This is a genomic window from Rubneribacter badeniensis (assembly GCF_002899695.1).
Taxonomy (GTDB): domain Bacteria; phylum Actinomycetota; class Coriobacteriia; order Coriobacteriales; family Eggerthellaceae; genus Rubneribacter; species Rubneribacter badeniensis.
This window is the reverse complement of sequence record NZ_PPEL01000044.1, coordinates 1-24,715: the sequence shown is the minus strand read 5'-3', so window position 1 is coordinate 24,715 and position 24,715 is coordinate 1. Positions and strand designations below refer to the sequence as shown.

Annotated in this window: 20 protein-coding genes, 1 tRNA gene and 1 pseudogene; 10 read left to right on the top strand and 12 right to left on the bottom strand. The window is 67.6% G+C overall.

Features of this window, described 5'->3' with window-relative positions:
• Both C2L80_RS08135 and C2L80_RS08130 read right to left on the bottom strand, forming a co-directional pair.
• A pseudogene (locus C2L80_RS08135) lies at window positions 1–877 on the bottom strand (PD-(D/E)XK nuclease family protein); the annotation flags it as partial.
• A gap of 182 nt (window positions 878–1,059) precedes the next feature.
• A tRNA-Glu gene (locus C2L80_RS08130) sits at window positions 1,060–1,134 on the bottom strand.
• 131 nt (window positions 1,135–1,265) lie between these two features.
• On the opposite strand from C2L80_RS08130, the gene C2L80_RS08125 reads away from it, so the two are divergent.
• The 3 genes from C2L80_RS08125 to C2L80_RS08115 all read left to right on the top strand — a co-directional run bounded on the left by C2L80_RS08125 (window position 1,266) and on the right by C2L80_RS08115 (window position 6,116).
• Window positions 1,266–2,720: a glycosyltransferase gene (locus C2L80_RS08125; RefSeq protein ID WP_103262993.1), complete on the top strand. Its 1,455-nt coding sequence runs from the start codon at window positions 1,266–1,268 to the stop codon at window positions 2,718–2,720.
• A gap of 1,047 nt (window positions 2,721–3,767) precedes the next feature.
• Window positions 3,768–5,312 carry a DEAD/DEAH box helicase gene (locus tag C2L80_RS08120; protein ID WP_087196077.1) on the top strand — a complete coding sequence of 515 codons (1,545 nt, stop codon included), beginning with the start codon at window positions 3,768–3,770 and terminating at the stop codon, window positions 5,310–5,312.
• 447 nt (window positions 5,313–5,759) lie between these two features.
• Window positions 5,760–6,116 carry a NifB/NifX family molybdenum-iron cluster-binding protein gene (locus C2L80_RS08115; RefSeq protein WP_092198065.1) on the top strand — a complete coding sequence of 119 codons (357 nt, stop codon included), beginning with the start codon at window positions 5,760–5,762 and terminating at the stop codon, window positions 6,114–6,116.
• 176 nt (window positions 6,117–6,292) lie between these two features.
• Here the strand turns inward: C2L80_RS08115 and rplT are convergent, their stop codons facing one another.
• From rplT to infC, 3 genes are read right to left on the bottom strand one after another with little or no spacing between them, the layout of a single operon-like run.
• On the bottom strand, window positions 6,293–6,646 hold the full coding sequence (rplT, locus tag C2L80_RS08110; protein WP_087196079.1) for a 50S ribosomal protein L20: 354 nt from the start codon (window positions 6,644–6,646) through the stop codon (window positions 6,293–6,295).
• 23 nt (window positions 6,647–6,669) lie between these two features.
• A complete protein-coding gene (gene rpmI / locus C2L80_RS08105) occupies window positions 6,670–6,867 on the bottom strand; it encodes a 50S ribosomal protein L35 (protein WP_087193345.1) in 198 nt (65 codons plus the stop codon).
• Entirely contained in the window at window positions 6,860–7,456 is a 597-nt protein-coding gene (infC, locus tag C2L80_RS08100) for a translation initiation factor IF-3 (protein ID WP_171899969.1), read from the bottom strand. The genes rpmI and infC overlap by 8 nt, the downstream gene beginning before the upstream one ends.
• 431 nt (window positions 7,457–7,887) lie before the next feature.
• Here infC and C2L80_RS08095 point away from each other — a divergent pair, with 431 nt between their 5' ends.
• On the top strand, window positions 7,888–8,310 hold the full coding sequence (locus C2L80_RS08095) for a YbaN family protein (RefSeq protein ID WP_092198071.1): 423 nt from the start codon (window positions 7,888–7,890) through the stop codon (window positions 8,308–8,310).
• A 38-nt stretch (window positions 8,311–8,348) separates the two neighbouring features.
• Here C2L80_RS08095 and pyk read toward each other — a convergent pair whose 3' ends face one another.
• From pyk to C2L80_RS08060, 7 genes are all read right to left on the bottom strand, one after another.
• Window positions 8,349–9,833: a pyruvate kinase gene (gene pyk, locus C2L80_RS08090; RefSeq protein WP_092198074.1), complete on the bottom strand. Its 1,485-nt coding sequence runs from the start codon at window positions 9,831–9,833 to the stop codon at window positions 8,349–8,351.
• 123 nt (window positions 9,834–9,956) lie between these two features.
• Window positions 9,957–10,280: a VOC family protein gene (locus C2L80_RS08085; protein WP_087196083.1), complete on the bottom strand. Its 324-nt coding sequence runs from the start codon at window positions 10,278–10,280 to the stop codon at window positions 9,957–9,959.
• A 169-nt stretch (window positions 10,281–10,449) separates the two neighbouring features.
• Window positions 10,450–11,301: a class II fructose-bisphosphate aldolase gene (locus C2L80_RS08080; RefSeq protein ID WP_103262992.1), complete on the bottom strand. Its 852-nt coding sequence runs from the start codon at window positions 11,299–11,301 to the stop codon at window positions 10,450–10,452.
• Window positions 11,302–11,396: 95 nt separating this feature from the next.
• Window positions 11,397–12,401, bottom strand: a complete 1,005-nt coding sequence (locus C2L80_RS08075) for a dihydroxyacetone kinase subunit DhaK (RefSeq protein WP_239938830.1) — start codon at window positions 12,399–12,401, stop codon at window positions 11,397–11,399.
• A gap of 74 nt (window positions 12,402–12,475) precedes the next feature.
• Window positions 12,476–13,114: a DAK2 domain-containing protein gene (locus C2L80_RS08070; protein ID WP_087196086.1), complete on the bottom strand. Its 639-nt coding sequence runs from the start codon at window positions 13,112–13,114 to the stop codon at window positions 12,476–12,478.
• A 129-nt stretch (window positions 13,115–13,243) separates the two neighbouring features.
• A complete protein-coding gene (locus C2L80_RS08065; RefSeq protein ID WP_087196087.1) occupies window positions 13,244–14,377 on the bottom strand; it encodes a histone-lysine N-methyltransferase in 1,134 nt (377 codons plus the stop codon).
• 33 nt (window positions 14,378–14,410) lie between these two features.
• Window positions 14,411–14,722, bottom strand: coding sequence for a hypothetical protein (locus tag C2L80_RS08060; RefSeq protein WP_087196088.1), 312 nt, complete (start codon window positions 14,720–14,722; stop codon window positions 14,411–14,413).
• Window positions 14,723–15,172: 450 nt separating this feature from the next.
• On the opposite strand from C2L80_RS08060, the gene C2L80_RS08055 reads away from it, so the two are divergent.
• From C2L80_RS08055 to C2L80_RS08030, 6 genes are all read left to right on the top strand, one after another.
• Window positions 15,173–16,804, top strand: a complete 1,632-nt coding sequence (locus tag C2L80_RS08055; RefSeq protein ID WP_087196089.1) for an ABC transporter substrate-binding protein — start codon at window positions 15,173–15,175, stop codon at window positions 16,802–16,804.
• Between the two features lie 210 nt (window positions 16,805–17,014).
• Entirely contained in the window at window positions 17,015–18,034 is a 1,020-nt protein-coding gene (locus C2L80_RS08050; RefSeq protein ID WP_087196090.1) for an ABC transporter permease, read from the top strand.
• The gene (gene nikC, locus C2L80_RS08045) at window positions 18,034–18,984 is read left to right on the top strand and encodes a nickel transporter permease (RefSeq protein ID WP_204600557.1); all 951 of its coding nucleotides are present in this window, start codon (window positions 18,034–18,036) and stop codon (window positions 18,982–18,984) included. Before C2L80_RS08050 ends, nikC begins: the two co-directional genes overlap by 1 nt.
• A 4-nt stretch (window positions 18,985–18,988) precedes the next feature.
• Window positions 18,989–20,116 (top strand): ABC transporter ATP-binding protein, encoded by a 1,128-nt coding sequence (locus tag C2L80_RS08040; protein WP_087196092.1) that lies wholly within the window; start codon window positions 18,989–18,991, stop codon window positions 20,114–20,116.
• On the top strand, window positions 20,113–21,144 hold the full coding sequence (locus C2L80_RS08035) for an ABC transporter ATP-binding protein (RefSeq protein WP_092198092.1): 1,032 nt from the start codon (window positions 20,113–20,115) through the stop codon (window positions 21,142–21,144). The genes C2L80_RS08040 and C2L80_RS08035 overlap by 4 nt, the downstream gene beginning before the upstream one ends.
• A 409-nt stretch (window positions 21,145–21,553) precedes the next feature.
• The gene (locus C2L80_RS08030; RefSeq protein WP_087196094.1) at window positions 21,554–24,547 is read left to right on the top strand and encodes an insulinase family protein; all 2,994 of its coding nucleotides are present in this window, start codon (window positions 21,554–21,556) and stop codon (window positions 24,545–24,547) included.
• The last annotated feature ends 168 nt before the right edge of the window (window positions 24,548–24,715 follow it).

The following is a 24,715-nucleotide window of genomic DNA, read 5'->3' as shown; positions in this document are numbered from 1 at the left end:
GATCGCGCGCGCACACCGCCGCCGGCAGCGGGTCGCGCCGCTCGCGCCTCGCCGCCGCGCGCTCGCGGGCGACGGCTGCAACAAGCTCGTCGAGCACGAGCGCAGGCGCGGCGTAGCGGCCTGCGGGCACGAGGAAGCGCACGGCCCCCGTCGGCTCCACCGGCTCCGCGCCGGCCCTGTAGAGGCGCCCGGCGAGCGCGGAGAGCTCCGGCGCGCGGCGGGTGTCGGGAAACGGGTCGCGGCATCCGTCGTCGAGGCGCACTACGGAGGCACGCTCGGCAAGGGCGCTGACAAGGGCTTCGAGATGGAGGGGAAGCTCGTCGAAGCCGAGCAGGACGAGCGGGCGGGCCGGCAGAAGCGCGGACAGCTCCCAGGCCGCTTGCGACGCCTCGGCAAGGCCGCGCTCCTCGAGCAGTCCGGCGTAGCTGCGCAGCGCAGCGACAAGGGCCTGATCGGCCGCGCCGAGCCCGAGGCGCTTCGCCTCGGCGCCGTCCACCGCCGCGATGCGCGGCAGGGCCTCGCGCGCGAGCTTGGAGGCGAGGTCGATCACGCCCGGAGTGGAACCGGGACGCGCGACGGCATCTGCCGTCTCGACGAGCGCGCGGCGAACGAGCAGCTCGCGCTCGGCTGCGTTCACGAGGCGGCGGCCGTCGCCGAAAAGCTCCCACCTATCGGCGACCCAGGACGCGGGCGTCTCGACGCGCGACCCGAACGCGGACGGATCCTCCGAGAGCGCTCGTCGGACGCGCAGCGCGGCGGTCGGCGTGGGCGCGAGCAGCGTCGGCTCCTCTCCCGCCGCCGAGAACGCGGCCAGCATCGAGCACGCGGCACCGAGCGCGGCGTCCGCGTTGTCGAATATGTGCGATTGAAACGGCATGGTGCCCATTGTAGCGCAAACGCGCCCGCGGCAAAGCGCGTGACGACGCCCCCGGAGCATGGGCGCGCCCATGCCCCGAACGAGTGATCGCGCCGCTCGTCGCGAAAGCCGTTCGATCCCGCCGCCGAAAAAGCACGAACCCGCGGAGGCTTGCGCCTCCGCGGGTTCGTACGAAATTCAAGTGGTGCCCCCAACGGGAATCGAACCCGTGTCTCAGCCTTGAAAGGGCCGCGTCCTGACCTCTAGACTATGGGGACTTGGCCTGCGTCTCCCTCTGGAAAAGCAGCCTGAACATTATTGCAAAGCCCGCGCGGCATTGCAAGCGGTTTTTTCGCGCAGCGAAACGCAGTCGACAGCCGACGCCGTCCGCTGCGGTATCATAGCCACTATGAATCCAGACGAGCACAACACCATCGAGCACTCCCCTTCGCATGCCCCCGCCTTGGAAGGCGACGAGTCGCAGCGCGCCGGCGAAACCGCGCCCGGCCCCGGTTCGCAACGCGCGCAGGCCGCCGCGCCGGCGACCGGCGGCGCGTCCCGCCCCGACGACGAATCGGCGAACGCGCCCCGCCCGACGATCGTCGTCATGCACGCCTCGGTGGGCTCCGGGCACCGCAGCGCGGCGAACGCCGTCGCGCAAGCCTTCGACCTGCTGCGCGACGAGCTCTCGACAGCCGATCTCGCTCCCGAAGGCCCCGACGCCCCTCCTCCCTTCCCGCAGGACCTCGAGGTGGAGGTGCTCGACGTGCTCGACTTCGGGCGCATCGTGTTCGACGGGAACAAGGCCGCGTCGCTGTTCACGGGCGCCACACGGCCCATCTACGATCTCACCTGGCGCTTCACGCTCACCGGACGCCTTCTGTGGGGCGGCGGCACCGTATGGAACCGCATCATGTACCCCGCCTTCACGGAGTTCGTCCGAAAGCGCAAGCCCCTCGCCATCGTGTGCACCCACATCACCGCCGCGAACGTGGCGGTGGCGGCGCGCATGCTCGCCGGCCAACACTTCCCCATCGTGTGCGTGCCCACCGACTACGAGACCGAAGGGCTCTGGCCGCACCTGTCCACCGATTTGTTCTGCGTGGCAAACGAGTCGATGGCCGAGACGCTGCGCCCGCGCAAGGTGCCCGAGGAGCGCATCCTCATCACCGGCATCCCCACACGCGAGGACTTCCGCCGACCCTACGACCGCGCGTCCACGCGCGAGCGGTTCGGACTCGCCCAGGACAAGCTCGTCGTGCTCGCGCTGGCGGGCGCCTACCTGCCCCGCCCCTATGTCCACTTCCGCGCCGCACTCGACAAGCTTCTGCCCTACCTGCACAGCTTCGAGAAGGCGCTGCACTTCGTGTTCGTGGCGGGCAGCGATGCCGACTACGCGCGCCATCTGCGTCAGGAGTGCGCCGAGCTGGGAGTGAGCAACGTCACCGTGCTCGACTACGTGGACGACATGGCCGCGCTCATGGCCGCGAGCGACGTGGCCATCTGCAAGTCGGGCGGCCTCACGGTCACCGAGTGCCTGTGCGCGCAAGTCCCCATGATCCTCATGGGCAAGGCCTACGGACAGGAGAAGGTCAACGTGCAGATGCTCACGTCGCTCGGAGCGGCCATGCACGTGACCACCGCCCGCGAGCTGCTCGACGCGCTGCGCCGCGTGGCGCGCAACCCCGAAAGCGTCCGAGCCATGCTCGTCAACGGAAGCTTCCTGCGGCGCCCCGATGCGGCCCGCGACGTCGCCGCCGCCACGCTGCGCCTGATCGCCGAGCCGAAGAACCCCTCCGATGCGCGCTACCGCAAGCGCTTCCTGCATTTCTACTGGGGAGGCAAGCCCGCGCACATTCGCTAACGCTCCTTCGAGCCATACGGACGCACCGCCCGCCTCGAAGGAGCGCCGCCGGGCGCCGCATGGCCCGGCGGCGCTAGAACTCGATCGGGCCATGCACGTCCGCGCCGAGGCCGTCGCAAAACCTTGGACGTCGCCCATCCGTCATTCCCACCGATCTCAGAGACGCGTTGCGCCTCCCTCCATGCGAATTACGCCCTCTACGGTAAAGCATTTGGAAACTCTCGACGATATTTTACCGTTATAGCCAAAACACGGGTCCTCGAAAGCCTTCGGAAGCCCGTTTCGCCCGGAAAACGCTTCTTTTTGTTGCAAATACAACAAAAATGGATGGCAGAAAGCGAATTCGAAAGAGCCATCGCGGCCCAACGGTCAACTATGGCAGAAAAGCTCTCGATCCTTTACCGCAACGCCTCGCACCGCGCCCTATCGACGGCAAGCTGGCAGACAGAAAAAGCGGAGCAGCGAAACGACGCGCAGACTGGCGAGGCGAGGCAACGAGAGCCCCGCAAGCGAAGACGACGAGACGAAGCGGAGCGCGAACAGGGAAAGAGCGAGAGCAGAAAGCGCGCACGAAGGAGAGGAAACGACGCGACGGCAGGAGCGGAAGGATCGAAGTGACGGCGCAAGGGGAGCAGGAAGCATGCGACGAGACGCAAAGGCGGTTGGCGGGCGCGGCGACGAACCTAGGGCGAAGGCCCGCAACGCGGCAACGCGGCGGTGAAAGGCGGCGCAGGGCGACGGACGCGGGGCGAAGCCTCGAAGGCTCAAAACCGACTCCCGCTTTCGGTGCGCGCCGCCACGCGCCCTGCGCATGAGCCGTTCGCGCCGTCGCAATCCAAGCGCGCCGCCGTCGCATGCATGGATGCGATCCGTACTTTCCCCAAGCGCGCTCGCGAAAATCCACCGGAAGACGTATAATACCGCCTCGGCGTCCCTCGATCTCGAGCCGGGGCGCCTCGATCTTCCGCACAGACGGCGCGGCGGATCGAACCCCGCGTCCGCATCGCGCGGCCCGTGCGCCGCGCCGACACAGAAACCAGAGAACCTATGACGAAATTCGACGAACTCGGCCTGTCCGAGACGGCCCTTCAGGCCGTCGCGCGCCTGGGCTACGAAACCCCGACGCCCGTGCAGGAGCAGGCCATCCCCCTCGCGCTCGAAGGGCGCGACCTCATCGCCGCCGCCAAGACCGGCACCGGCAAGACCGCGGCGTTCTCGCTTCCCTCCCTCGACAGGCTCGGGCATGCGAAAGGCGGCCAAGGCCCGCTCATGCTCGTGGTCACGCCCACGCGCGAGCTGGCGCAGCAGATCGGCGAGGTGTGCGGCGCCATCGCTGCGTCCACGCACCACCGCATCCTCACCGTGGTGGGAGGGCTTTCCTACGAACCCCAGATCAGCAAGCTCAAGCACGGCGTGGACGTGCTCATCGCCACGCCGGGACGGCTCGTGGACCTCATGGAGCAAGGGGCAGCGCGCCTCGCCGACGTGGAGGTGCTCGTGCTCGACGAGGCCGACCGCATGCTCGACATGGGCTTCTGGCCCGCCATGAAGAAGATCATCGGAGCGACGCCGAAAAGCCGCCAGACGCTTCTGTTCTCGGCCACCATCGACCGCTCCATCCTCGGCAGCGTGGGGAAGCTCTTGCACGATCCGGCCATGGTGGAGATCGCGCACAAGGGCGAGACGGCCGACACCGTGGAGCAGTACGTCATCCGCACGCAGCAGACGCTCAAGCCCGCCCTGCTCAAGGCCCTCTTGGCCGAGAAAGGCGCCGAGCGCGTCATCGTGTTCGCCCGCACGCGCAGCCGCGCGGACGCCACGTGCCGGCGCCTCAAACGCGCGGGCTACGCCGCCGAGGCCATCCACTCCGACCGCAGCCAGAACCAGCGCCGGCGAGCGCTCGACAACTTCGCCTCCGGCAAGACGGACGTCATCGTGGCGACCGACGTGCTCGCGCGCGGCATCGACGTGGAGGAGGTCGGCTACGTGGTGAATTACGACCTGCCCACCCAGCCCGAGGACTACGTGCACCGCATCGGGCGCACCGGACGGGCGGGCGCGGCGGGCTTCGCCGTGTCGTTCACCTGCCCGGAGACGGCCGACGCGCTGCGCGACATCGAGAAGCTCATCAAACGACCCATCCCCGAGATGGAGCTGGCGTCCTTCGATGCCGAAGCCGCCGCCGAAGAGGCCGCCGGACGGGCGGCGCGCTCAGAGGCGCGCCGCGACCCCGAGATCAAACAGGCCGCCAAGGAACTGGCCGCACGCGAACGCAAGAAGGAGAAGGCGCGCGAGAAGGCGCGAAGCGCCGCAGACGCGCCCGCTCGCAACGCCAAAAGGCAGAGCGCGGAGAAAGGGGCCGAAGGCGCCGCGAAGGCGAAAGCCCCATCGACCCGATCCGACCGCAAGCAAACAGGCAGGGCGCAACATGCGCAACGCGGCGGTCGGCCTCCCGCCAAAAAGCCCCAGACGAGCGCCCTCAGGCAAGGAAACCCGCCGGCGCAAGGCACGCGCCAAACGCGCGGAGGAGATCTGCGCCCCGGCCGCGCGCATCGCGCCTCGCTCGCGCGGGAGCGCGGCAAACGGCGCTAGCGGACCCCTCCCCTCCCGTGGCGCCCATCGCAAACCGCGGTCCTCGCCACATGCGCCCCGTGCCTCCCTTAAAGGCGAGGCACGGGGAACCGCTCGATAGGGCGCGCGGTCGATCCAAGCGCCCGCTGCCGCGCTCTGCCGGATGCGTGACGTTCCCGAAGAGCCGCGCCGGACGGCACGGCTCTGCCGCTACGCCCTTTGCAGCGTTGGCGGAGCCGCGCCGGCCGGCCAAGAACTCCATGCGTGAACCCGCAAGCCGAAAAGGCCCTGAAGACCCTGCGGCGCTCGCAACAACGACCGATGCGAGCGCCGCCGCAAGGATCGCAGCAAGCTTCGCGGCGTGCCCGCTCTCTCCCCATGCTTTCCAGCCCCGCTGGGCGAAAGGGCGCCCGCCCGAGGGACGCGGCGCGCTATCGTGGCAGAAGCAGACACGACGAAAGGATCGGTATGAGGATAGCGGTGGCGAGCGAGGGGCTGAACGTGTCCCCTTACTTCGGACAGTGCTCAAGCTTCACCTGCTACACGATAGACCGGGGCATGATCGTCGAGTGCCAAAACACGCCCAACCCCCGTCTTCCGCTCCGACAGCTGGCCTCCATGCTGGGCGACCTTGACGTGAGGGTCCTCATCGCGGGATGCGTCGAGCGCGAGGCCGCCGACGCCCTTGGAATCGAGGGCATCGAGGTGATCCCAAACGCGTCCGGCACTGCGCGCAAGGCGGCAGAGGCCTACCTGGCCCGCACCCTCGCCGGAGACGGCGAATGGCACGGCGACGAGGAGGCGCGTCCCGCCCGCGACACGTAGGAACCCCGCCCCTCGTTCGGTGCTTTGCCCCCCGCACGCACGAAGGCCCCCGATCGGGGGCCTTCGTCGTCTCTTGGGAACCGGGCGATCCTCTCAAGGCGATCGACGCGCTGAGAGAGCGCTCTCCTCCGCCAGGCTCGATGCCCGAGCAGAGGGCCGAAGCCGAACGCCAGAGCCTACAGGGCCTTCTTGGCCACCTCGGCGATGGCGGCGAACGCGGCGGGGTCGTTCACGGCCATGTCGGAGAGCACCTTGCGGTCCAGCTGCACGCCGGCCTTCTTGAGCCCGTTCATGAACACGGAGTAGCTGAGCCCGTTCAGGCGGGCGGCCGCGTTGATGCGGGTGATCCACAGACGGCGGATCTCGCGCTTCTTGTTGCGGCGGTCGCGGTACATGTACTGAAGCGAATGCTGCACCTGCTCCTTCGCCGCGCGGTAGGAACGGGATTTCGCGCCGTAGTACCCCTTGGCGCGCTTGAGGACGGTACGACGCTTCTTATGGGCGCTCACTGCGCGCTTGATGCGAGCCATAGTGTCTCACTGCTCCTTCTGGTCTAGCGGATGCCGAGGTTGCGACCGATGACCTTCTGGTCGGCCTTGGACACCTCGGTCTCGTGGCGGAAATTGCGCTTGCGCTTCTGGCTCTTCTTCGTCATGATGTGGCTCTTGTAGGCCTTGGCGCGCATGATCTTGCCGGAACCGGTGACGCGGAACCGCTTCGCGGTGCCGCGATGGGTCTTCATCTTAGGCATTGCCGTCATCCTTCCCTTCTACTTCCTTCTTCTTGTCGCTTTCCTTCTTTTTCTTCGCCGCCACGGCCGAGGGCAGCGGGGCGATGAGCATGTGCATGTTGCGACCCTCCATCTTGGGCTGGCTCTCGATGACCGCCACGTCCTTCAGGTCGTCGGCCAAGCGCTCGAGGATGGTGAGGCCCTGCTCCGGATGCGCCATCTCGCGCCCGCGGAACATGATGGTGATCTTCACCTTGTTGCCCGCGTCGAGGAAGCGCAGCACGTGCTTCTTCTTCGTCGTGTAGTCGCCCACGTCGATCTTCGGACGGAACTTCATCTCCTTCGTCTCGACTCTCGACTGGTTCTTGCGGGCCTGCTTCGCCTTGATGGCCTGGTCGTACTTGAACTTTCCGTAGTCCATGATGCGGCACACGGGCGGTTCGGCCATCGGGGCGATCTCCACGAGGTCGAGTCCTTCGCTGTCGGCGATCCGCTGGGCCTCCGACGTGGCGTAAATGCCCATCTGAGTGCCGTCGAAGCCGATGAGGCGGCATTCGCGGACGCTGATTTGTTCGTTGAGCCGAGGCTCCTGAGCAGCTATCGCGCTCACCTTCCTTTCCTGCGCGCCGGGGCGCTTCAATGAAAAGCCCGCGGCTCCGAGAGCTCGCGGGCATCGCTTTCATGCAGGGCCGAAGGCCGGTATTCGAGCGACCCGCCAGCAACCGAAGCGCCGGACCAGGTGGGGGGATGCGCTCCCCCGCTTGAGTAAACAGCTTGCCTATTGTAGCACGCAATCGGAATCATGCAAGGGCTTTCGCGGGCGTTTCGCGAAACGCGGCGAAACCCGCCCCTCTCCTCACCCGACGCGTGGCGCAGCCGCGCGGGCCGAAAAGCGCCTCTTCGCGAAAAACCCGGCTTTTTCGCGAAACGCGGTGCGCGCGGGCGCGCGCTTTGCTATACTCCCCGCTTGAAAGGTTCGCCTCTGCTAACATCTGATCGAACAGGCAGGGGCGCTCAGCCCTCCCCGACGGAAGGACGCCCATGAACCGCATCGTGCGCTGCCTCTTGCTCGCCTGCGCCTGGATCTCCTGCGCGCTCGGCTTTGTCGGCATCGTCATCCCCGTGTTGCCGACCACTCCGTTTTTGCTGCTGGCCGCGTTCTTGTTCGCGAAATCGTCGCCGCGCTGCCACGCATGGATCGTCTCGACGAAGGTGTACAAAAACTACGTGGAGGCGTTCAAGGAGTCGGGCGGCATGCCCGTGTCGCAGAAGGTCAAGGTCCTGGCCATCTCCCTACCCATCATGGGCGTGAGCGCCTTCGTGGCGCAGAAGGTGACCGTCTGGGTCATCCTCGGCTGCGCCGCGACGTTTTTGCTGTACCTCGTGCTCATCCGCATCCCCACGCTGCCCGCCGACCAGGCGAGCGCCCGCCGGATGGCGGCGCAGGAGGCGCAATCCGAGTAAGCGCCGCGCGCCGTCAGGCAGCGCAGGCGGCTTCGTCGTCAGAGGCCGTGATCCGAATCCGGGATATCCTCGGGATGCAGCTCCACGACGTACATGATGTTCGTGGGCGCGAAGGCCGCCTGATCGGCGTTCGGGCTCGTGTCGCGGTCGCCCACGGTGAACACGCCGATGTCCCCGACGTCGGCCAGCCCGCGCTCAAGCACGATGCGCCGCGCCTGCTCGATGACGTAGTCCGTGTCCCCCTGCACGTCTCCCAAAAGCGGCGTGACGCCCCAATACAATTGCATGGAACGCATGACGCGCGGGGTCGGCGTCACCGCGTAGATGGGCTGGCGCGGCCTGAAGCTCGCCATGAGCCGCGCGCTGCGGCCCGACATCGTGGGCGCCACGATGCAGCGCGCGCCGAGCGTTTCCGCCGCGCGCACGGCGGCCATCCCCACGGCCACCGACACGCTGCCGTGCCCCTCCATCCGCGACGCCTCGCGCAAGCCCGCCGCCTCCTCGCGCAGGTACGGCTCGCTCTCCTCGGCGATGCGCGCCATGATGCGCACCGCCTCCACCGGGTACGCCCCGGCCGCCGTCTCGCCCGACAGCATGAGGCAGTCGGTGCCGTCGTACACGGCGTTGGCCACGTCGGCCACCTCTGCGCGCGTCGGGCGCGGCGCGCGGATCATCGAGTCGAGCATCTGCGTGGCCGTGATGACGGGGGTGTTGCGCTCGTTGCACAGGCGGATGATCTTCTTCTGGATATGGGGCACGCGGTAAGAGGGCACCTCCACGCCCAGGTCGCCGCGCGCCACCATCACGCCGTCGGACGCCTCCACGATAGCCTCGATGTCCTCGACCGCCTCGGCCGTCTCGATCTTCGCGATAAGGCCGATGTGCCCGCCGCCGTGCGCGCGCAGAAACGCCCGTATCTCGCGCACGGCCTCGGCGCTGCGTACGAAGGAGGCGGCCACGAAGTCCACGTCCTGCTCGATGCCGAAGAGGATGTCCGCGCGGTCCTGGTCGGTCATGACGGGCAGCGGCACCGTCACGCCGGGCACGTTGACGGACTTGCGCTCGCCGAGCACGGCGTCGTTGACCACGCGGCAGGCGATGTCGGCTCCCTCGACGGCCTCCACCGCAAGCTCGATGAGGCCGTCGTCCACGAGCAGCTGCGTTCCGGGGCGCACGTGCTCGGACAAACCGGCGCACGTCTGGGTGACGAGGTCCGCGCTTCCGGCCACCTCGCGCTCCGTCAGCACGATCCCATCCCCCGCCCGAAGCGCGACTGGACGGCCTCCGGCCAGCTTGCCCGTCCTGATCTCCGGGCCGCGCATGTCCAAAAGGATCGCGCAAGGCGACCCCGCCCGCGCGCACGCGCGCCGCACGCGCGCGATGCGCTCGGCGTGCTCGGCATGCGTGCCGTGCGAGAAGTTGAGCCGGGCGACGTCCATGCCCGCGTCGAGGAGGCGCGAAAGCACGCCCTCGTCGTCGGTCGCCGGGCCCAGGGTGCAGATGATCTTCGTTCGCTTCGCCATGTCCTCGCTCCGATCCCGTCTCGAAAAGGCCGGCGCCCATTGTACCCGACCGACGCGCGCAGGGCGAGAAGCGGCTGCGCAAAGCCCGCCCGACCCCGACGCCGACGACGCGCACCCGCAGCGCTAGTTCTTGTCCTCGTACAGCTCGATGACGGCGCCGTCCTTCTCCACGAACGCGAGGCGCACGCCCGGGCCGGCGTCCATCGGCCCGCAGATGACGCGGTCGGCGTCGGCCACATAGCCGTCGAGGTCGTCCACCGCGTAGGCCACGTGCCAGCGGCGGTGCAGCTCCTCGGGAAACGGCGTGCCCTCCTCGAACTTGAGGTACTCGATCTTGTAGTCGTAATCGTCCACGTTCGACACCCAGAACTTCATGGCCTCGTTGTAGACCATGCCCGGCTTCCTCTCCGTGATGGGTATGCCGATGTGCATGTAGGTTGCGGTCATAGGATCTCCTTTCTGTCCTAGGTCGCTCGCAACGTCAGCGAGGGCGGCCGTGGCACCCGGAATTCGCAGGACGGCGAAAGCGAAACGCGCTTCGGCACGCAAGCCCTCGTCATCGCGCGATGGCCGGGGCGCCACGGTCGGCCGCAGCGTCGGCCCGCTCCAACGGCCGTCAAGCCGTCGGAACCATGGAGAACATCTCCATCGCCGCCTCCGCGTCGGCCTGCATGGCCTCGGTGGCGGCATTGGCCAGCGCGTGGAAGTACTTCGGGCGCTTCTCGGCGATAAGCGCCTCCACGGCGCGCACGCCCGCGTTGGACATGTAGCTGAAGTAGTTGATCTTGCGGATGCCGGCGGCGATGGCCGCACGCGTGTCCTCGCGCGAAAGCCCGCTGCCGCCGTGCATGACGAGCGGCACGCCGCAGACGCGCCTCAGCTCGGCGATGCGGTCGAAGTCCAGCTTCGGCTCGGCTTTGTAGAAGCCGTGCACCGTGCCCACGCTGGCCGCCAACGCGTCGATGCCCGTGTCGGCTACGAAGCGCGCGGCCTCTGCCGGGTCGGTGTAGACGTTGGCGCGGTCGTCGTCGGCGTCCTCCAGGCCCTCATGGCCGGTGGTGAAGCCGATCTCGGCCTCCACGTCCGCGCCGCGCGCATGCGCCATCTCCGTCGCCGCGCGGGTGAGCGCCACGTTCTCGTCGTAAGGCAGCTGCGAGCCATCGATCATGATGGCCGAGAACCCCAGGTCGAGCGCGCGGCGCACGTAGTCCAAGTCCTCGCCGTGGTCGAGCATCACGCACACGGGCACGCAGGCCGCCTCGGCGCGCATGACCATGATGGGGCCGATCACGTCGATGGACGTCTCGCTCTCATGCAGCTGCGCATGCTGGATGATCACCGGCTCGTCGCGCGCCTCGGCCGCGCCGATGGCCGCCAGCAAAAGCTCCAGGTTCGGCGTGTCGAACGCCGCGGCCGCGCAGCCGCGCTCCTCGGCCCAGCCGAGGACGGAAGTGAGGGATGCGAGCATGGGGCTCCTCCTTCGGATGCGGGCTCCCCCGTTGCGCGACGGCGAGGGCGGCGAACCGAAACCCTTCGCGCCGCGCAACGGAAAGGAGGAGGACGTTACTTCTTCAGATACGGGGTATTGCAGGGGGCGTTCCACAGACGCAGCAGCTCGTCGTCCATGCGGGCCATGAACATCTGGAAGCCGGCCTGCTCCTGCACGGTGAGCATCTCGCCCACGAAGTTCGCCACCACCTCGATGCCCTGCCGCTCAAGCTCCTTCACGGCGGCGCGGTAGACGATAAGCTGCTCCATGAGCGTGGTGGCGCCCGAGCCGTTGATGATGAGCATGACCTTCTCGCCCGACTCGATGCCGATGTCCTTGACGAGCGCGTTCACCATGATCTGGGCCGTCTCGTCGGCCGACTTGAGCGGCTGGCGCCCGCCGCCCTCCTCGCCGTGCTGGCCCATGCCGATCTCCATCTCGTCGTCGCCCAGGTCGGCCAGAAGCGAACCTGTCTGCGGATGCGTGGCGCCGCGCACGGCCACGGCCAGCGTGGCCATGTTGTCGGCGAAGCGCTGCGCGACCTCGGCCACCTCTTCGAGGCTTCTTCCCTCGGCGGCCGCGGCGCCGGCGATCTTGTACGTGGGGATGCAGCCCACAAGTCCGCGGCGGTCGTCGGCGTTCTCGCGCGGGGCGTTCGACACGTCCTCCTGCGTGACCACTTTCACCACGTTCAGGCCCTGCTTCTTGCACTGCTTCATGGTCATGTTTCCGGTGAGCATGTCGCCGGCGTGGTTGAGCACGATGTAGAGCACGCCCTTGCCCTTGTCGGCCAGCTTGATGGCGTCCACGCAGGCCTGCGGGCCGGGCGCGGCGAAGATGTCGCCCACGACGTCGATGTCCACCATGCCCTCGCCCACGAAGCCCTCGATGGCCGGCTCGTGGCCCGACCCGCCCTGCGTGACGATGGTCACGCGGTCGGCCTCGGCCAGTTTCTTGTTGATGACCGTGTTGTCCTCACCCAGCTCGATGATGTCGGGGTTGGCCAGCGCCAAACCCTCCAGCAACTCGGCAGTGAGGTTGTCGGGGTCGTTGATGAACTTCTTCATCTGCATTGGCATTGCTCCTCCTTCGTCGTCGGACATCCGGACCGGAAAAGAAAGGCCCGCCGCTTGCGGCGGCAGGCCCGGTTCCCTCAGTTCTGCGCAGCGCCCCGCGCAAGCCCCCGCAAGAACAGCGAGGTGGACACCGCCCCTGCATCGGGCGTGCCGATGGTCGCGTCGCCGTAGCTGCGCGCGCGGCCGAATTTGGAGGCGAAGCCCTCGGAAGCCGCCGCGCCCGCCGCGCCCGCCTCGGCCGCGGCGGCGAACACGGCGGCCGCGTCGTCGTCTGCAGCCGCGCAGGACCGGGCGGCTTCCACAGCGGGGATCAGGGCGTCCATCATGGTCTTGTCGCCCACCTGGGCGCTGGTGATGTCGCGCATCTCGGCCAAGCAGCTTTCGAACATGCGGCGCGCCGCGTCGGTGGAAAGATCCGTCTCCTCCTCGCCCAAGCCCACGCCCAAACCGCCGATCATCGTGCCGTACAGCGGGCCGGCCGAGCCCCCGCGCACGGCCATCACCGTCATGCCGAGATCGTCGAGGAAATCCTTGAGCGTCCGGCTGCCGTCGTCGTCCGCGACGGCCTCCTGCATCGCCTTGGCGATCTTCGCCACCGTGACGCCGTGGTCGCCGTCGCCGAACCGGGAATCGATGTCGCTCAGGCGATCAGCCTCCTCGAGCATGAGCCGAGCGCTCTCCTCCAGCATCCGCATGAACGCTTCCCGGTCGATCATGAGAACCCCTTCCTCGGAACTGTTCGCTGCGATCAGAACTCTACCCCCAACGACCGCCCGGGTCAATGGGCCGATGGAAGGCGCTCGAAAACCCGCGCCCCTCAGCAAGCGGCGAGCGCAGGATCGGGCCTACGCGTTCACGTAGACGTAGATCATGCGGATGGTGTCGGCGAGGTTGCCGGAGGTGTTGGCGGTGGCGTAGTTGTACAGCAGCACCGACGACCATTCGTGCTCGGCGCCGTCAAGCTCCACCGTCCCGGAGAAGGAGCACTTCTCCTCCACGAGCGTCGTGCCGTCGGAGGCGTAGGACGAGTAGGCCGCCTTGTCCTCGGGCAGCACCGCGGAACCCGCGGGAACGCTCACGCCGGCCTCCTCGAGCGTCTTCTCGACGATGCCCTCGTTCTCCACGGCGTCCACGAAGCTGAGCGATCCGTAGCCCAACGACGCGGTGGCGGCCGAATAGCCCACCTGAACGGCCTTGCCTTCCTCGTCAAGGCCCAGATAGACCGTGGGCGTGCCCGAGCGCGCGTCCGCCGGCTCGTCGGTCAGCGCGATCGTGACGTTCGCCTTGACGGAGCTGCCCTCCTCGTTGACCTCCCGCTCGCTGGTCACCGTGGCGCCGTGCTGAAGCGCCTCCACCGCCTCGTCCCGCGTCAACCCCAGCACGCCCACCAGGTTCGGCACCTCAGTCTTCTTCGCAGTGGTCGTGGCGGCGTCCTTCGCGTCGGCCTCGTGCATGGCATCGACCTCTTGGGAGCTTTGCTGCTGCTGGGTCTGCTGCGCGGCGAGCATCTGGCTCTCCCCCACAAGCCGCCACGTGAAGTAGCCGAGGGCGCCGATGAGCAGCACGAGCAGCACCACAACCGCGATGAGGATGCGCCGCATGCGGCGCGACTTGCGCAGATGGGGCGGCAGAGGCCGCTTGTCGGGCTCTTGGCCCTTGCCGTGTCGGCCCCGCTTCTCGCCGGCTTGGGCCTCGGGCGCGCCGTCGTCGAACAGAAGCGAGGGCTCCAAGGCGGGCTCGAGGCTCTCGAGCGCGTCGGGATACTCGTCCTCGTTGTCGCCCCGATAGCTGAACCCGCCGACATGGGAGCCGCCCACGGGGGAGAACGCCTCGGTGAGGCCGATGCGCCCCTCCTCGCCGGAGCGCTCGGAGCCCACGGGGGCGAACGCCTCGGTCAGGCCGATGCGCTCATCGGAGGAGCGCTCGGAAGAGGGATCGGGGGATGCGCCTCGGGGTGCGTTTGCGGCATGTTTCGGCATCGATTCAACCTTCCTGCTCGGTGCTGCGCGAGCCTAGTGCGTGACGAGGTACGCCACCGCGATGGCGAACAGGACCACGGCCACCGCGATGACCGCCTTCTGCATCGCCGGCATGGGCGAAGGCTCGAGATCCTCGATCGTCGTTTCGCGGAATGCCTCGTCCCGGGAGGTCCCGCGCTCCTTCGCGTCTTCTTGGGAGGGGCGCTCGGGCGCCGCGCCCGCCGCGGCCTCGCCCGCGGCTTCGTCCCCGGACGGGGCCGCCGGAGCGCCGGCGTGGATGACCACGTCGTCCTCGTCGTCGGGCGTCACGGTGATATGGGAGAACCTGGTTTCGTCAAGGGCCACGGGGCATTCCTTTCGCGCGTTGCTGCGATTATAGAGGATCGCGGGCGCGCGCAGCGCTCTCCCAAATAATATCCATCGCCGCCGTCCCGACCGTCCGCGGATCGCGCAAGGCGTCGCGGCGATGGAAGACGGCGCGATCGGGAGGGGGCAATGCGCCCGCGCCGGGGAGGACGGCGCGAAACGGCAGGAGCCCGCCCGACGGCCCCGGGCAGCTTCGCGGGCCACGACGGCGCGCCGCGAAACGCCGCCCGCCCCCTCCCGCCTACCTTTCGGGGGGCCAATCGGCGCGTTCGTCGGATTATGGGGCCCCTCGGGAGCCTTTGCGGCCCCTCAGCCTCTTTATTGCACTAAAGTATACGGATACGCATTCGCACCCCATGCGAAGCGTCGGCGGGGATGGTCCCGCAGATCGCCCCGCGAACAGGACGGGGAATGAGGGAAGGAGAACCTATGGAACAGAAGAAGAGCGCGTTCAGCAGGCGCACGTTCGTCGAACTGCTCGGCGTGTCCGCCGCGAGCTTCGGCCTCGTGAGCCTGGCCGGATGCGGCGGCGGTGGCGGCGAGGGCGGCACCGCGGGCGGCGGCAACGGCGCGGGCGGCGCAGCCGACAGCATCACCTACAGCCTGACGGCAGACCCGCGCGCGCTCGACCCGGCGTTCTTCGACGACGGCGAGTCGGCCATCGTGGCCTGCAACATCCACGAGGGCCTCTACCGCTTCGGCGAGAAGGACGCGACGGTCGAGCCCTGCCTGGCCACCGATCTGCCCGAGATCTCGGACGACGGCCTCGTCTACACCATCAAGCTGCGCGAGGGCGTCAAGTTCCACGACGGCACCGAGTTCAACGCCGAGGCCGTGAAGAAGTCCATCGAACGCCTGCTCGAGCCCAACCGCACCTCCGACATGCCCTACGCGTCGTTCGTGTTCGGCGAAGAGGCGACCGGCAACGGCGTCGCGAGCGTCGAGGCCGTGGACGCCACGACGGTGAAGATCACCCTGCGCGCGGCCTCCACGCCGTTTTTGAAGAACCTCGCCATGGCGCTGGCCTCCCCCATCGTGTCCCCGACGGCGGCCGACGCCGCCACGCCGGGGCAGCCCATCCAGGAACCCAAGGGCACCGGCCCCTACAAGTTCGTCGACTGGACGAAGGGCGCCTCGGTCACCCTCGTCGCCAACGAGGAGTACTGGGGCGACGCCCCCAAGATCAAGAACCTCGTGTTCAAGATCATCGCCGAGGGCAACACGCGCCTCACCGCGCTCATGAACGGCGAGTGCGACATCATCTCGAGCGTCGATCCCGCCTCGGCCGACCAGGTGACGAGCAACGGCTTCGAGCTGTTCGCCGAAGACGGCATGACCATCAACTACATGGCGTTCAACACCGAGACGGGCCAGTGCACCGACCAGGAGGTGCGCAAGGCCATCGCCCAGGCCGTCAACGTCGAGGAGATGGTGAAGTCCATCTACGGCGAGTACGCCACCGTGGCCAACTCGGTCATGCCCACCTGGATGGCTCCTTACACGAAGGACGTCAAGCAGACCGCCTACGACCCCGAGGCCGCTAAGAAGACGCTCGCCGACAAGGGCATCACGTCGCTCACGTGCATCACCTACACCACCGCCCGTCCCTACAACCAGAAGGGCGGCAGCGACCTCGCCCGCATGATCCAGGGCTACCTCGCCGAGGTGGGCGTGGACGTGAGCATCACCGAGTACGATTGGACCACCTACAAGACCAAGGTTCAAACCGACCCGTACGACATCTGCTTCTACGGCTGGACCGGCGACAACGGCGACCCGGACAACTTCATGAACCTGCTCGCCGACAGCAACTGGTCCACCAACGTGGCCCATTGGCAGGACGAGGAGTACATCGACCTCATCGCCCAGGGCCTTGTCGCACCCGACGGCGACGAGCGCGACGCCATCTACCTCAAGTGCGAGGAGATGGTCGCCGATAAGCAGCCGTGGCTGCTCATCTCGCACTCCAAGAACCTTCTCGGCATCAGCCCGAAGGTCAAGAACTTCTACTACCATCCCACCGGCGTCGCCTTCTTCAAGGGGGTTTCCAAGGAGGCGTAAGGCCGCAGACGCCCCACCAAGGGCGCGAATGTCGTGAACGAGCGGTTCGCACGTCATATTCTCACAGCGTGCGGACCGCTCTTGCGCTAAACTATCATCGGCACTACCTGATCGATAGTGCGCGCCGGGCGGATCCGGCGCGGTCGAAGCCGGGGATCACGGGTCCTCGGCTTCATTCCTGCTCAGACGGGAAGCAAGAAAGGAGCAGCGTTGCTCAAGTACATCCTGAAGCGAATCTTGATGGTGATCCCGGTCCTGTTGGGTGTGACCGTGATCATCTTCATGATCACGCGCGTGTTAGCTTCGGACCCGGCCCCGGTGGTCCTCGGCGAGCACGCAACCCCCGAAGCCATGGAGGCATGGCGGGCCGACAACGGTCTCGACGATCCCCTGTGGCTCCAGTACGTCAACTTCATCGCAGGTGCCGTGCAAGGCGACCTCGGCACCTCCTATTACACCCATCAGCCGGTCACGCAAGAGATAGCCGCGCGCTTCCCCGCCACGGCCGAGCTCGCCGTCTGCGCCATCATCGTGGCGTCGCTTCTGGGCGTGGCCCTCGGCGTGCTGGCCGCCGTGCGCCGAAACAAGCTCGCCGACAACGTGAGCATGGTCGTGGCGCTCGTGGGCGTGTCGATGCCCATCTTCTGGTCGGGCATCCTGCTCATCCTCCTGTTCTCCGGCATCCTGCACGTGCTGCCGTCGAGCGGACGCGTGTCCCCGCTTCTGCAGCCCACCGGAGGCACCGGGTTCTTCATCCTCGACACCATCATGCGAGGCGATTGGACGGCGCTCGGCGACGTGCTCGTGCACCTCATCCTGCCCACGCTCGCCCTGTCGCTGTACTCGATGGCCATCATCACGCGCATGACGCGCTCGAGCATGATCGAAACGCTCAGCGCCGACTACATCCGCACCGCGCGCGCGAAGGGCCTGTCCAAGGGCGCCGTGAACATCAAGCACGCGCTGCGCAACGCGATGCTGCCCATCTCCACCGTCATCGGCCTGCAGTTCGGCAGCCTCCTCGGCGGCGCGCTCCTCACCGAGACGGTGTTCGCCTGGCCGGGCATCGGCAAGTTCGCCGTCGACTGCGTGCTGAAAAGCGACTTTCCCGTCGTGCAAGGCATCGTGCTTCTGGTGGCGGTCATCTTCGTCATCATGAACCTGGTCGTCGACATCGTCTACGCCTACCTGGATCCCCGCATCAAGTACGGCGCGAAGGAAGAGGGGTGATGAGCATGGCGAAGAACAAGCTGCTCGCCACCGAGCCGGCACCGTCCGGCGAGGCACTGCTCGGCGGGAAGCCAGCCGGCGCGTCCAAAGAGAGGCGCGTGAGCGTGTGGAAGGACGTCCTTGCGGGCATCGTGTCGAACAAGGCCGCGCTCGCAAGCGCGATCTTCATCCTGCTTCTGGCGGCCATCGCGCTCGTCACGAAGTTCTTCCCGCAGGTGCTGCCGTACGACCCGTACGCCCAGAACCTGAGCGAGTCGTTGCTGGGCCCCTCGGCGCAGCACTGGTTCGGCACGGACATCCAAGGGCGCGACATCTTCTGCCGCGTGCTCGTGGGCACGCAGATCACGCTCACCGTGGGCCTGGCCGCCGTGGCCATCTCGCTTTTCGCAGGGGTGCTGCTCGGCTCGGTCGCCGGATACAAGGGCGGCAAGTGGGACACGGTCATCATGCGCGTCATGGACATGATGCTGTCCATCCCCTCCATCCTTCTGGCCATCGCCATCATGGCAGCGCTCGGCCCCGGCATCGAGAAGGCGGTCGTGGCCATCGGCCTGGTGGCCATCCCCGAGTACGCGCGCATCGTGCGCTCGGAGATCCTCTCCATCAAGGAGAACGACTACGTGGCCGCAGCGCGCGTCATCGGCGACTCGAACGCGAAGATCGTCTTCAAGCACGTGCTGCCCAACGTCCTGCCCTCCATCATCGTGCGCGCCACGCTCGGCATCTCCACGGCCATCCTCGACGCCGCCGCCCTCGGCTTCTTGGGCCTCGGCGTCCAGCCGCCGGCTGCTGAGTGGGGCGACATGCTCGGACGCGGTCGCAACGAGCTGTTCCGCGCTCCGTGGCTCATGATATTCCCCGGCCTCGCCATCACGCTGACCGTCCTCGCGTTCAACCTTCTGGGCGACGGCATCCGCGACGGCCTCGATCCCAAAGCTAGGAAGAGGTGATCCCGTGCTTCTTTCGGTGAAGAACCTCTCTACGGAGTTCCCCGTCAAGAAGGGCATCGTCCGCGCGGTCGAAGACGTGAGCTTCGACGTCGATGCCGGCGAGATATTGGCCATCGTGGGCGAGTCGGGCTCCGGCAAGTCCGTCACGAGCCTGTCCGTCATGGGCCTTCTGGCCGAGCCGGGGCGCGTGGCCGCCGGCTCGATGGAGTTCGAGGGGCGCGACCTCGCGACGCTGTCCGAGAAGGACTACCGCGAGCTGCGCGGCAACGACATGGCGATGATCTTCCAGGAGCCGATGACCTCGCTCAACCCGGTGTACCGCGTGGGCAAGCAGATCGTGGAGGCCATCCGCACCCACGAGAAGGTGTCGAAGAAGGAGGCGCGCGAGCGCGCCATCGACCTGTTGCGCAAGGTGGGCATCCCCTCGCCGGAGAAGCGCATCGACGACTACCCGCACCAGATGTCGGGCGGCATGCGCCAGCGCGTCATGATCGCCATGGCGCTGGCCTGCAACCCGAAGCTCCTCATCGCCGACGAGCCCACCACGGCCCTCGACGTGACCATCCAGGCGCAGATCCTCGATCTTTTGCGCCGTCTGCGCGACGACACCGGCATGGCGGTGCTTCTGATCACGCACGATCTGGGCGTGGTGAGCGAGACGGCCGACCGCGTGGTGGTCATGTACTGCGGGCAGGTGGTGGAGGAGGCCGAGGTGCGCGCGCTGTTCGATCACCCGATGCACCCCTACACGCTGGGCCTCCTGAAGTCCATCCCCCGCCTCGAGGACGACGACACGAAACGCTTGTACATGATCAAGGGCATGGTGCCGAACCCGCTCGAGATGCCGCCGGGCTGCCATTTCTCCGACCGCTGCGACTCGTGCATGGACATCTGCCGCACGCAGATGCCGAAGCTCGTGGACGCGGGCGGTCGCAAGGTGCGCTGCTTCCTCTACGAGGATGCAGATGGCCATGTGAAAAGCGATGCCGCCATCGCCGAAGCCGAAGCGGAGGCCGTCGCCGACGCCGAGGCGGCGCGCGAGGTGGAGACGGCCGAGGCGCTTTTGGCGGGCGAGGAGATCCGCGAAGCGGAGCTTGAGGAGCTTGGAAAGGACGAGGAGGGCATCCGATGAGCGAGAACGTCGAATCCCAAAGCGCGGCGCCCGAGCAGGACGTCCTGCTTGACGTGCGCCACCTGACGAAGCGCTTCGCCGCCGAGACGAACTTCTTCGGCCGGGCCACGTCCTACGTGCAAGCCGTCGACGACGTGAGCTTCCAGATCCGCCGTGGCGAGGCGTTCGGGCTTGTGGGCGAGTCGGGCTGCGGCAAGACCACCGTGGGCAAAATGCTCGTGAACCTGCTCGCGCCCACCTCGGGCACGATCATCTTCGACGGGCACGACCTCACGGCCATGAAACGCTCCGAGCGCAAGCGCTACTGCAAGGACATCCAGCTGATCTTCCAAGACCCCTACGCTTCGCTCAACCCGCGCATGCGCATCGGCGACATCATCGCCGAGCCCATCATCACGAACAACATCCTGCCGAAGGACCAGGTGGAAAGCCGCGTTGACGAGCTTTTGGAGTGCGTGGGCCTCGCGAACTACATGCGCAACCGCTACCCCCACGAGTTCTCCGGCGGCCAGCGTCAGCGCGTGGGCATCGCGCGCGCTTTGGCGGTGAACCCGAAGCTCATCGTGTGCGACGAGCCGGTGTCGGCGCTCGACGTCTCGATCCAGGCGCAGGTGCTGAACCTCCTCGACGACCTCAAGGAGCGCTTCGGCCTCACGTACCTGTTCATCGCGCACGGCCTGAACGTGGTGAAGCACGTGTCCGACCGCGTGGGCGTGATGTACCTCGGCAAGATGATGGAGATCGCGCCGAAGAAGTCGCTGTACGCCGACCCACTGTCGCCCTACACCCAGGCGCTGCTCTCGGCCATCCCTTCGGTCGATCCGGCCGCCAAGCGCGAGCGCATCATCCTCGAAGGCGACGTCCCCTCGCCCATCGATCCCCCAGCGGGATGCCGTTTCGCCGGCCGTTGCTTCGCGAAGGTCGAGGGTTGCGACGAGGTCATGCCGCCGCTTTCCGAGGTGAAGCCCGACCACTGCGTGGCCTGCCATCGCTTCGACGCGGGCGGGCCGGGAGCAGCCGTCGCCTAGCACGCGGTCGCGAGAGCGCAAGAACGGTCGCATTGCGGTTCGATTCGAGGCCGCGCCTCCGAGGAGGCGCGGCCTTTCTCGTTGGGAACGCCCGATCGAGGCGGCTCGTGCGCGAAAAGCCGTCGAAAATGGCCACCTATCGCCGTTCTGGCACGATTTCGGGCGAAACACCGCCTTTTTCCCACGGCTGGCAAAACTCGACCTGGGCTTTTGCCAACGTCCACGCGAGCGGCAGCCGAAATCCGTGCCAGAACGCGGTTTCGTGGCCAAAAAACGGCCGCGGGAACGCATCGGCAACGGGAGTTTGCGGATGAGGTGATGGGGAGTCCGCGGATGCCCGATGGCCGCGGGATTGTGAGACAATGGGCGAAACGCTGAGCCGACCACGCATCCGACCGAAAGGCGCCCCATGGACCTGACCCCTCATCAGAACCTGCACGGCTTCACCGTGCGCTCGCGCGAGACGCTTCCCGAAATCGACGGCACGGCCTACGTGCTCGATCACGAAAAGAGCGGCGCGCGGCTGCTCTACCTCGCCAACGACGACGCGAACAAGGCGTTCTCCATCTCCTTCAAGACCCCGCCCGCCGACGACACGGGGGTGTTCCACATCCTCGAGCACTCGGTGCTGTGCGGCAGCCGGAAGTTCCCCGTCAAAGAGCCGTTCGTGAACCTGCTGAAAGGCTCGATGCAGACGTTCCTGAACGCGATGACGTTTCCCGACAAGACCATGTACCCCGTGGCCAGCACGAACGACCAGGACCTGCTCAACCTCATGGACGTGTACCTGGACGCGGTGCTGCACCCGGCCATCTACGAGAAGCGCGCCATCTTCGAGCAGGAGGGCTGGCACTACGAATTGGCCGACGATGTCGAAGTCGGCCAGGGAGGCGCAGCAGAGGATGCGGCAACGGCCGCTTCCGAAGGCACCGAGCGCACGGCGCGCCTCGTCCTCAACGGCGTGGTGTACAACGAGATGAAAGGGGCGCTCTCCGATCCGAACTCGGTGCTCTACGATGAGCTGCAAGCGGCGCTCTTCCCCGACACGACCTATCGCTTCGAGTCGGGCGGCACGCCGCGCGCCATCCCCGACCTCACCTACGAGCGCTTCCTCGAAGAGCATCGCCGCCATTACCGCCTGGACAACAGCTACCTCACGCTCTACGGCAACGTCGACCTCGACGCGATGCTCGCGTTTTTGGACGAGGCGTACCTCTCCCCCGTCGCCGACGAGGAGGCCGCCCGCGACGCGAGGGACGGCCGGCTCGACCCGCACCCGCTCGATTTGCAGGCCCCCGTCGAGGCGCGCGGCGTGGTGCGCCGCATGGCCACCGCGCCGGAGAATGCGTGCATGGCGCTCGGCTACGTGATCGGCGAGGCGCGCGAGCGCACGCGCATGGTGGCCGTCGACATCCTCATCGACGCGGTGATGGGAAGCAACGAGGCGCCGCTCAAGCGCGCGCTGCTCGACGCGGGCCTCGCCGACGACGCGCAGGCCTTCTACGCTGACGCGCTTTTGCAGCCCTTCGCGGTCATCCAGCTCAAAGGGCTCGCCGAAGGCGCGGCCGAGCGCTTCAAAACCGTCGTCGACGAGACGCTCGCCGCCCTCGCGGACGGCGGGCTCGACCACGCGCTCGTGGAGGCGTCGCTCTCGCGCGCCGAGTTCATCATGCGCGAGCGCGACTTCGGCATGGCCGACGGCGTGGCGCTGTCGATGGCAGCGCTGTCGGGCTGGCTCTACGGCGAGGAGCTGGCCACCTCCTACCTCAAGTACGAGGACGATTTCGCGTTTTTACGCCGCGCGCTTGGCGAGGGGTACTTCGAAGGGCTCATCCGCTCCGTGTTCCTGGAAAACGACCACGTGGCCGAAGTCGAGGTGCGTCCGGTGAGCGGCGACGAAGACGCGTGCGAGCGCGAGCGCCTGCGAGCCGCCGAGGCCGCCCTGACCCCCGAGGGCTTCAAGCGCGTGGCCGAGGAGCAGGCGGCCCTGCGCCGACTGCAGGAGGAGCCCGACTCGCCCGAGGCGCTGGCGACCCTGCCGCGGCTGTCGGTGGCCGACATCGGCCCGGCACCCGAAGAGCCGGCCTACGGCCTGGTCGAAGGGACGTCCGTGCCCTGCCTGCGCCACCATGCTCCCACGCGGGGGATCGCCTACGCCTATCGCTACCTCGACCTTTCGCACGTGCCGTTCGACGAGCTGCCGTACGTGGCGGTGCTCGGACTCGTGCTGGGAAAGCTCGGCACGGCGCGCCGCTCGGCCTCCGAGCTCGACACGCTCGTGAACGGCTCCTTGGGCAATCTCTCGTTCTTCGCCGAGATCTACGAGGACGCCGACGATCCTGAGCGCCTCGCGCCGAAGCTCGTGGTCGGGGCAAGCGCGCTCTCGGAGAACATTCTCCACCTGGCCGATTTGCCGCGCGAGGTGATGCTCGAGACGGACTTCTCCGACACGTCCAAGATCAAAGACGCGCTGCAGCAGCGCCGCATCGGCATGGAGCAGGGGTTCGCCTCGTCGGGGCATGCGAGCGCCATGGCGCGCCTGGCCTCGTACTACTTGCCCGCAGGCGTGGTGCGCGAGCAGCTGGGCGGTGTCGGGTTCTACCGGTTCTTGAAAGGACTCCTCGAGCGCTTCGACGAGCGCGCCGAAGACCTGTCCGCGCGCTTGGCCGACCTGGCGCGGCGGCTGTTCGTCGACGACGGCTCGCTTGTGAGCTTCACCGGATCGGACGAGGACTTCGAGCGCTTCTGGGCCGCCGGCGGCGCGCTCGGGCGCTCGGTCGGGCGCGGTTCGACGGACCGCCTGGCCGCCCCCGCCCCCGAAGTGCGCAACGAGGCGTTCATCGTGCCGACCGATGTGTGCTACGCCGCCCAGGGATTCGACCGCCGCGCCTTCGGCGCCGCGTACTCAGGCGTCTGGCAGGTGGCGGCGCGGGCGCTGTCCTACGACTATCTGTGGAACGAAGTGCGCGTGAAAGGCGGCGCGTACGGCGCGGGCTTCCAGACAGCGCGCACCGGCAACCTGCGCTTCTACTCCTACCGCGACCCGCACCTCGACGAGACGCTCGCGCGCTTCGCGGGAGCGTCGACGTGGCTGGCCTCGTTCGATCCCGATCCCGACGAGATGGACGGCTACGTGGTGAGCACCGTGGCGGGCTTCGACCAGCCGCTCAAAACGCGTGCGCTCGCACGGCGTCAAGACGGCGACTTCTTCGGAGGGCGCACGCCCGCCGACCGCGCGCGGACGCGCGAGGAGATGATCGGCACCGACGCCGGGGCCGTGCGCGCCCTGGCGACGACCGTGGCAGACGCAGTGAGCGCGAACGCCGTGTGCGTCTTCGGAAACCGCGACATCCTCGAAGGGGCGCAGACCGCCCTCGAAGTGATCGACCTGCTGAACGAGTAGCGAACACGCCCGTCCGTCCTTTGCGGACGGGCGCTTTGGGCAGGGCGTGATAGGGGGACGGGGGATAATGTCACATTCAGGGACGCTTCGCCAGGTCCTAATATACGAAAGGAATGTGACATTATCCCCCGTCCCCCTATCACGCTGTCACGCCCCCCTGTCACGCCC